The following is an 8,465-nucleotide window of genomic DNA, read 5'->3' as shown; positions in this document are numbered from 1 at the left end:
CTGCGATCTTAGGTCACAGATCTTAGATTAGTTGTGCCAGATTTGTGCCAAATTCAGACCAAAAGAGGGCAAAGTAGGCATAATCACCATAACAGCCATAATGCTGAAACGGCTTGAAAAATAAGGCCGTTCAGGCAAGTTCTTTATTTCTCTGAAGTTGGGGAAACTGCTGAAATGGGATTTTCAGTCCCGTGCTCTACCGACTGAGCTACCTCGGCCCCTTGTAACTACCGAAAATCGAAAATAGGAAATCGAAAATAAAATGAACAAGCACAAATCATACGATGTTAGGAACGCGAAAATCGAAAAACGAAAAACGAAAATCGTCGACGCGCGATATTAGCACGCTGGAAATATTGTGTCAAGCCGCAAACAAACGAGCCCCAACTCCCAAATCTTCATGCACTTATCACATGTAACAGAACCAGCCTGTCATTCTCGAGGCGCCCAACGGGCGCCGAAGAATCTCCTTTTCCCGGACTCCTACTACTGCAGCAAAAGAATGTCATTGCGAGCTGAATAGGTCCGATCCATCGTAAGATGGAGCGAGGCATATTCAGTCCTTCGTCGGCATGGCCGGCGGAGGAAAGTAAGCAGTCTCGAGGCAATCTAGATGTGATAGGAGCACCTCTCACGGGTCCCCTTGATGGGAGAAGCTTGTCCTGCGCAGAGTCGAAGGAGATTAAGGAGAGGGTGATAACATCAAAGCGCGGTAGCAAGTGTACGAAGACATGGGTGACAAGTGTACGGAGACATAGGTAACACTTCTCAACTGCCTGCCCGGGGCGTTTCACGGCCCCCCCGTTTCTTGCGAAGCGAGATACACGGGGCCTGCCCGTCGCAAGGTCCCAGGAAGCCATGAAGGGCGAAGTGGGGAAGCTAACAAAAGCGCAGCCAGCCGCGAAGTCCCACGGAGCCACGCAGGACGAAGTGGGGAAGTCAACGAGGACGTAGGCTGGCGTAGACGGGTCATTGCGAGAGGTGCCACCGGCAGCTCGAAGCAATCTAGATGCGATAGAACCACCTCCCACTTTCTGTCTGAAATAGACTGGACAGGGGAGGGGAATCTGGTAGAATTGTCCGCGCACCTAAAGGAGGGTAAAATGAAGATAGAAAGGCTCAATGAAGATAATATTGCCGATGCCTATTGCTGCCTGGATGAGCGTAGAGAATTGTTTAAGAAGGACGTCGATGAGTGCGTTGCGCATATGAAGAAGAAACTAAGAGAGGGCTGGTTGGCCTATGCGGTCTATGATGACGCTGGCGAGCCAGTGGGTATGTCGATTCTACTCCCGTCCTCGGACCACCTGAGCCCTGTCGTCGGTGAGAATCTCTATTACTTCCACTGCATGGACATAAACAAGAATTGGAGAAAGCGCGGCATAGGCAAGGAACTCACGGACAGAATAGCAGAAGAGGTGAAAGCCAAAGGCGGAAAAGGTTTAGCGGTCGATTGCTACGGAGAGTACTGGATGCCCTGCGACTACTTCACCAAGAGAGGCTTTGAGACATCAAAGGTCTTTCCCGAGCATTCATTGATGCTCAAGAGTATCTCGAAAGGTGCAAGAGTCGAGTTCACAGAGACACCATATAAGGGTGACGTTCCTGCGTCTGGGATCCAGATTGATATCCAGTATTCTGTTACGTGTCCATTCATGCTCAACAACTACCGAAAAGTTGGAGAGATGGCGAAAAGACTCGAACCGGACGCAATAATCCGGGAGCGGGTGATAAACACCAAGGAAGACATAGAACGCTGGGGTGGTAGTGGGATCTATGTTAATGGCAAATCAGTTTCGGTTGGTCCGGTGGATGAGGCGGAATTGAAGAAAGCTATCGAGGAAGCAAAAGGCAGGTCTATCGGGCACTCAGAGTGACATCTCTGCTCGGCCTCTCGACCAAAGCCTAATCCGAGCTGCAACCGGGGCAGGTGTTCCTATCCTGGGGGTGAATGAATGAAGGTTTACACATATTCAGAAGCGCGCCAACGACTTGCTGCACTGTTGGAGAGGGCCCGGCGTGAGGGTTCGGTTCGCATTCGGCGGAAGGATGGGTAGGTCTTTGTACTTCGCCCAGAAGTTGCGCCGAACTCACCGCTAAACGTACGAGGAATCGATCTTGGTCTGACACGCGACGAGATTGTTGAGTTTGTGCGTGCCGGGCGAAGGAAATCTCATTAGCTCGAGAAACCGCTGGTGACAGGTATGTACTTCTGCACTTCTGATATGCGCTACAATCGGTCGTTGATGGTTCTCGGGTGTTAAGCTCGATCACTGTTGCAAAAGAATTTGACAACCCTCCGCGAATGTGGAAGAATCGTTTTCAGTGAAGTAGGCTTTAGGAGGTTTTCGCTTATGAGAAAGAAGAAGCCCGATATCTATGAACGGCAGAAGCAGCAATATTGGGAAGCTTACGATCATGCCCCGCTCCTAAAGGAGAAATTCCCCCAGTTGGCTAGCTTGGTCATAGAGATGACCTTTCAGGAACCCGACTGGGGATCAAATCCCAGTCCACGACAGGAGAACTACGGGCCCGGCAGCAAAGCATTTTTTGAAATGACATGCCCCTACGTTGAGTGTATCTCGGGTGGCTTCAATCTATCGAGCGCAGTCTCGAAACTTGTAGCCAGTGGGGAAATCGAATCTTCGGGCTTCCTGACCTGCCATGGTTGGCAGGATCGAGAACGTGTCAACAAACATCGCTGTCTTCTCAAAATGGAATACAAAATCATTGGAAATTATGCGAAGAATGTCTGAACTGCACTGTAGCCGACGCGCAAATCACGGCGCACAGTTTTTCCATTAGCGGGAATACTTCGGAGGCTGCTCACCCTCATGATGCTCGACTTGGCCACACCCAGGTATTTCTGACCTGCCGTGCAATCGATCATCATAAGCCTTCGGGTCCTGGGCTCGATCACTGTTGCGAGAGAATTTGACAACCCTTAGCGGATGTGGAAAGATGGCTTAAGGGGAGGCTATGGCGGTACCAAGTGTTACACCTTCAACTGTCAAAAAGTCAAATGCCATCCCCAGTGCTCTTTTGTGTAACTGCCGTTAGGTGAGTTTATGGCACAGCAGGACGACATAAATCTGGCATACTACTTTGTGTTCTTCGCGGACGTCCTCGGCCAGCGACAGCGCCTACGGGACTTGCGCGAGCTTCCAACCTCAAGCCAGGATGAGGAGAAGGTAATCAGCATTCTGCGCGATACAGCGGGATTCCTGCCCCACCTGCGAAAATGGTACCAGAGCTATCTAGATGCTTGGCAGAGCGAATCGTCGCTCGTGGTTGAGCTGGATGAACCTGTACGCACAGCAATGCGCGAGGCTAGAAGGATCGAAGTAGACTACCGTTACTTCTCTGACTGCATAGTTATTGCCGTGTGTCTCCTTGATGATGGGCACGAGAACTGCAGGCCTATGAGTGGGGTAACAGCGGCGCTGGTCGCTGCGTGCGGTATGCACGTACTCTGCCTTTGCGCACGCAAAGCAATCCGGGGTGGTGTCGATGTAGGCCTGGCAATCCCACTAGAAGATGGCGAGATCTACGGTCCAGCCGTCGTGCGTGCGGTCCATCTGGAATCGGAGTTTGCTGGCTATCCCCGCATAGTGGTAGGCAATGAGCTCAAGCATTACCTTCATGTGGTCGCCAATCAGAAGGCCAATACTCCATTTGGGCAGGTTGCGCGGAAACTGGCCATATCGTGTGAACGGATGTTCTTCACCGACTGCGACGGGCGGACAGCGCTCGATTTCCTTGGATCGGAGTTCAAGGAGTATGGAGTGCGACCCATCCTTGACGAGCTGTTGCCCAAGGCCTATGGATTCGTGAGGTCCGAGCAGGAAAGATGGAGGTCGGCTGGCAACACCAAGCTCGCTAGTCGCTACGACTCTCTTTGGTCGTACTTCGAATCCCGAGCCGATGTTTGGGGAATCGACGTTCAGCAATTCGAAGATGCATTGGACAGCTCCTCCGATTAGAGATGGTGCTTGAGTTTCTGACATTCCTGATGTCTGAAAGAGTTCTGCGAGATTTGCACCAAATCATCTCCAATAGCCGCTTCTACAACCGGTGCGAAAGAATTTGACAGCCGCCCGCGAATGTGGAAAGATACTTCTTGAACAAGACGATTGTGGTGCAATGATAAGGTGGGGCCAAGATAGACTGGAAGAATCTATCGGGATATTGGATTAGATGGTTCAAAATGCTGTATGCTAGCCAGCGTGATCTATGCGACTTGAAGACTGCAGTCTGAACATCGATCTGGCGATAACTGCCCCGGTCAAGAGAACCGAGCCGGAGGAAAGCTGGGTGCAGGCGCGCGACACCGGGACGATTCCAGTGTGCGTCTTCGATTTGTACACCCGGGCCAGTTACCTTTCGTTCGGTACTGCTCCGCGCTTCCTTGCAGATGAGGATAACATCCTGTTCAGTTACTTCGGCATGCTTCTAACGAGTCTTGGAGAGTCGCTCGTGGACGCAGATGAGCAGGTCCGCCTGTTCGTCGAGGCTCAAAGCAAAACATATGATCCCGGCAAAAAGATTCGCGGTGAGCCGTGGGACCCAGACGCCGACGAGTGGGCACGACGACATTTCAAGTACCTTTTGCTGTCACTGCAGGGCGCGCTGGACGCGCTTGCCGGCCTCATTGCGGTCTTCCTGCCTGGTCTTATTCCTAGCCTACGCCTGGGCCGCGCTCAGTTCTCGAAGCTCGAAGCTTGGTTGGATCGACCACTTTCGACGAGTGGGCTCGTTTTGACCCCACAGGAAGATTTCTTGATGCAGTTGTACGACACGCTGCGGCCGCTCGTACACCCGGACTCACCGGAACGTGACTGGCTTCCCTTGATGCGAATGTTCCGAAACAAAGCGGCTCATCTGGGTGACGCCGTGTTCAGCTACGTGTACCTGCACGATAGGGCTGGTCGCTTTCATGCATTCCTCCCGCGCGAATGGCCCTATATCTTGGAAAAACATATGAAACCAGCTGAAGCAAGCCGCCCCAAAGACTCGAGTTTCGTGCCAGCGCTATTCCGTGACACTCTAGTTCACCAGGATGTCGTGACATACGTTCGGGGTCTCAGGGCGAAAGTGTCCGATGTAATTGTCGCGGTCGTCTCAGTTCTGAATGTGGCGTACGACCAATTCAAAGAATTTCCGCTGAGCCAATCGGTGCTCGCCGAGCTTCTGGCTAGCTCTGAAGCTTACACCTTTGAGTACTTTCCCTTGGCCTAGACCCGGGATGATTGCTAACAAAAGATCTACTCCGTGTTTAAAAAGACTGGGGACGGTGCTTGGCATTTTGGCATTTCCGATGCCTTAAGGAGCTGTGCGAGATTTGCGCCAAATCATCACCAATAGATGCCACGATCACTGTTGCGAAAGAATTTGACTAACACCCGCGAATGTGGGAAAGCTCCTTTGACTGAAGGTGACAGGAAAGCGGTATGCTCGATCAGGGCACGTACCGTTTGATGTGGCAGGGGATGGAGTCCGGATATGGTTGGGATATTGTGGCACTCTCAGAGGAAACGGGGAGAAACAGATAGGCCCAGGCTCAGTCCTCAGCGCCATCCCTTGATCCTACCCCAGGCTTCAGTTCTTCGGTTCCTACCTCTTGACATTACCGGTACCGCTGCCGGACCCGGACGTCCTGTCTCAACCTATTTTGCACTGTCATCAAGTGGTGAAGTCACGAAATTGATGAAGTCTTTCCCCATTTCTGACGTCCAAGATCCAAGCAGACCCTCCATTGACATAGCGGCACCCAAGAGGACCTCCGGAATAAGTCCTTTTGTCTTCAGGTCCTGAAGAACAAAGTCATCCAGCCCGGGCGGGCGTTGAAGGTCCTTCATTGCAATTGAGATAAGACCTTTAAGTGAACCCTGCCCCCACGTTGGGACTGGAACACCTCTCTGCTTCATCCAAGAGCTTGGGTTGTCGAGGTAATTCAATATCTCCATGTGCCAAGGAGTAAAAGTATCAATGAAGTTCAGAAAGATAAGTTGGAGACTTTCATCGGGTGTGTTCTTCAGCGCTACATTTAGGAGCGCATTGCGTAAAGCTTCAAGTTTCTCTTTCTGATGATTTCGCATCGCTATCTGGTGCACCTGCAAGAACGCAGTAACAAATGCTGGATCTTGTGCGAGCTTCTCGGGAGTCAGGTCCTGGTTAAATCTTGCCTGAAGTTCCTGCAGACCATCGGCTGTTTCTTGCAGAAGCTGCTGCTGACGCATTTTGACCGGAATACCTAAAGCCGATAGAATCATCTGTGCAGCGAGACTCAATGGCACTGGCAGCAGGATACTGAGGGCTTTCCCAAAGTCGATTGCCTCTTCCGCGACTCCCGATAGCCGGACTCCATTTTCGGTTGACTTCTTGGTTTTCTTCTTCTTCTCTCTGCTCATGGCTTCCAGTCCCTCCTGTGCAGGCATCCGTGCCGGGCTTGACTTCCTGACATCTGTCTCCTCAAAGACGACAGAATCTTCACTTTCCAAAGAGAATTCTATGCCACGGCCAACCAGAAGTCAACGGATTGGTGGAAGAGTCGAGATGGGGGAGAGACAGAGATTCGCGCCCGGGTCGCCCTGCCCTCTGTCAACCTGAGGGCAGGTTTGTCATATGCTTATCCCCGCATTTCCGGATATGTGGAAGCAAGCAAGTAGGCCTCCTCCCACGATGGGCACAGCCATGAATTTGCGAGGCCCGCTGCCCCCGAAGAAATGAAAAATGAACACAGTCAGTTGACAATCTTCTGGGTGAGTGATAACCTGCACTTGGTGTAATTGTGGTAACTGGGTGCCTACGGGGCCTAGAAGCGTTCCGTTCTCTGTGACATCGCAGCTGCATGAAGATATTAGGTGGCAGAGCGACACAGCGAGGAGTTGGCAGCGATGAGAGTCTTGTTCGTGGGGTTTAAGAAACTCCCAGAGAGGCTGGCTGGAGAGCATTTCCGCTCATGGCCCAAGACTGAGTCCTATCGGACAGACGGAGGTCGTAGATGGCGGTGGGATGATTCTCTCAGCATATTCGACTATAACATCGTTTTTCTGAATGCCGTAAAGCCCCCATCTGTGCTAGGCCTTGCTCTCCATCGCTTCCTCTCTGACGGCGGCCATCTTTGCATTTTTGTCTCACGCGATAGTGGGAGCTGCATAAACTCGTATATAAGTGTGGACTCTAGCCATTCCGGAGAGGCCATGACTTGTGGCAGTACTTGGATAGGTAAGATCGTCCGAAAGAGCCAGCACAAATTCCGCTGGTCTGCGGTGATGAACAAGGGAAAATATCTTGCCAACGAGGCAATGGTCTTTTCGTTCTCCGAAATGGCCAAGGTTGTTGCGGGCACGGTATCACGGCCAGGCAAGTTCAGAGGCTACGAAGAAATAGCGTTCTCTCCCAATAGGAAATGCGTTTGCGCTCTTGCAAAGATCGATGATGGAAGAATCCTTGCGCTGCCACGCGCTGCAGATGTGTCTTCCTCTTTGCTTCGTGAACTACTGGACGGCATAAAAGCGAACTACTTGGAGGAGACCGAGGAAACTCCTCAGCCACCTCTTTGGATATGTTCAGTGACTTTGCCAGGGGAGAAACCTCTTCTACGCAAACTTAGTACGATCAGGCAATCGTTCGCAGAAAGTCATGACAAGCTCATAGGTCTTACGAGGCCTAAGGACCTGCTGTACCTCAGCGGGAGAGAATTGACCCGGCGGGTGTCTGAAGTCTTCAATAGGATGGGTATTCATGCTGAGGAAAAAGAAGACGGGGGTCGGGAGGACATAGAGATAGAACACGAGAAGCTTAACGGTCTTGTAGAAGTGAAAGGGCTTAAAGGCTACGCGAATATTGACGATGTCCGCCAGCTTCTAGATTGGTGGCTGAATAGGATCGAGGTCAATCCCAATGTGAAAGGAGTTCTCATTGTGAATCATTATAGGGACATGGAGCCCAGCAAGAGAAAGGACCCCTACACTAAATCGGCCATGGAGTTGGGTAGGAACAACAAGTTCTGTCTCATGACAACCGTTGATTTGCTCGAAATGTACAAAAGATATCTCCAATCCGAGGAGACCTCGGAGACCATAGTTGAGAAAATCGGCAGTAGCGAGGGACTTCTCGACCTTAGCTCTTGAGATTCATGTGGCTACGCCAGCCAAAGTTCTGAGCAATAAGGCTCTCGTGACTGTGATGTCAAACAGCGTCCCTTGGTCCGAAAAGCCCTCGGGTCTACGGCCTGACATCTTGACATTTCCGATGCCTGAAAGGCCTGTGCCAGATTTGTGCCAAATTCTCACCAAAAGAGAACGAAAAGGGCATAATCACCATAACAGCCATAATGCTGAAGCGCCCTGAAAAATAAGGCGGTTCGGGCAAGTTCTTTCGTCTGTTTGAGTTGGGGAATTGGTTCAAATGGGATTTTCAGTCTGTGCGTCGGAAGGTGTGGACGACACGTAGTGTCAGTG

General features: G+C 51.4%; 6 protein-coding genes and 1 pseudogene. 6 read left to right on the top strand and 1 reads right to left on the bottom strand.

Annotation, left to right across the window (positions count from 1 at the left end):
- The first annotated feature begins 1,103 nt into the window (after nt 1-1,103).
- From E3J62_05315 to E3J62_05295, 5 genes and pseudogenes are all read left to right on the top strand, one after another.
- Nucleotides 1,104-1,877 carry a GNAT family N-acetyltransferase gene (locus tag E3J62_05315; protein TET46103.1) on the top strand — a complete coding sequence of 258 codons (774 nt, stop codon included), beginning with the start codon at nt 1,104-1,106 and terminating at the stop codon, nt 1,875-1,877.
- 78 nt (nt 1,878-1,955) lie between these two features.
- A pseudogene (locus tag E3J62_05310) lies at nt 1,956-2,180 on the top strand (type II toxin-antitoxin system Phd/YefM family antitoxin).
- A gap of 174 nt (nt 2,181-2,354) precedes the next feature.
- Complete coding sequence (locus tag E3J62_05305) at nt 2,355-2,756, top strand: hypothetical protein (protein TET46102.1); 402 nt, start codon at nt 2,355-2,357, stop codon at nt 2,754-2,756.
- A gap of 312 nt (nt 2,757-3,068) precedes the next feature.
- Nucleotides 3,069-3,983, top strand: a complete 915-nt coding sequence (locus tag E3J62_05300; protein TET46101.1) for a hypothetical protein — start codon at nt 3,069-3,071, stop codon at nt 3,981-3,983.
- A 250-nt stretch (nt 3,984-4,233) separates the two neighbouring features.
- Nucleotides 4,234-5,238 carry a hypothetical protein gene (locus tag E3J62_05295; GenBank protein TET46100.1) on the top strand — a complete coding sequence of 335 codons (1,005 nt, stop codon included), beginning with the start codon at nt 4,234-4,236 and terminating at the stop codon, nt 5,236-5,238.
- A 428-nt stretch (nt 5,239-5,666) separates the two neighbouring features.
- On the opposite strand, the gene E3J62_05290 is transcribed toward E3J62_05295, so the two are convergent.
- Nucleotides 5,667-6,500 (bottom strand): hypothetical protein, encoded by an 834-nt coding sequence (locus E3J62_05290; protein TET46099.1) that lies wholly within the window; start codon nt 6,498-6,500, stop codon nt 5,667-5,669.
- 396 nt (nt 6,501-6,896) lie between these two features.
- Between E3J62_05290 and E3J62_05285 the strand changes: the two genes are divergently transcribed.
- Complete coding sequence (locus E3J62_05285; protein ID TET46098.1) at nt 6,897-8,135, top strand: hypothetical protein; 1,239 nt, start codon at nt 6,897-6,899, stop codon at nt 8,133-8,135.
- Nucleotides 8,136-8,465: the final 330 nt, after the last annotated feature.

The sequence above is a fragment of the candidate division TA06 bacterium genome, assembly GCA_004376575.1.
Lineage (GTDB): Bacteria > Hydrothermota > DG-26 > E44-bin18 > E44-bin18 > E44-bin18.
Note: the sequence above shows the minus strand (reverse complement) of the source record. Positions and strands in the feature narration are given on the sequence as shown.